Annotated in this window: 1 protein-coding gene; it reads right to left on the reverse strand. The window is 58.2% G+C overall.

Annotated elements, in window-relative coordinates; genetic code table 11:
• Positions 1 to 596, reverse strand: a 596-nt coding sequence (locus ACFFUV_RS24155) for a PDZ domain-containing protein (protein ID WP_512701410.1), incomplete at both ends; no start/stop codon positions are given.

Raw genomic sequence — 596 nt, forward strand, 5'->3', positions numbered from 1 at the left:
CCTCAGGCCAGACCATTCAAAACCGTCGCTGCCAATGCCGTTGCCGCCGTCATCCACGCGCAGGCGCACCTGCTGGCCGCCCTTTACCGGAATGGAAAGGGAGACGGGCTTTTGGGCCCGTTCCTCCCGTAAGACTTCTTTCCAGAGAGGCTGGATGCCCTGGATTTTTTCCACGCTTTCCGCGGGAATAATATTCAGGGTTATTTTTCCGGCTCCTTCCGCCTTGTCCACCAGTAGGCCCGCGTGCATGTCCAGGCCGCGCCTGTTTTGGTGCTGATAAGGGCCGTAAAGCACGTCCAGGCTTTGAGACGTTTTGAAGGGGTGTCCGTCAATGCCCAGGATCAGATCTCCTTCCTTGATGTATTTTTCAGCGGGGGAACCCTCAATCACCTGGGTGACCGTGTAGAGGTTCGCCACGGGTTCCCCGTTGGGATCCAGCATGGTCTTGGGGAAGAAGCCGCGGAAGTTCGTGTCCGGCCAGGAGGCGTCCAAACCGCGGGCTCGGAATCCCAGGGGGCCGAAGGTGGTGATCCAGCCTTTGGCTACTTCCTCGGAATTGCCGAACCAGCTTGTGTACAGGTTGGCGTATTGCTTTT

Source organism: Vibrio olivae, assembly GCF_042428525.1.
GTDB lineage: Bacteria > Pseudomonadota > Gammaproteobacteria > Enterobacterales > Vibrionaceae > Vibrio > Vibrio olivae.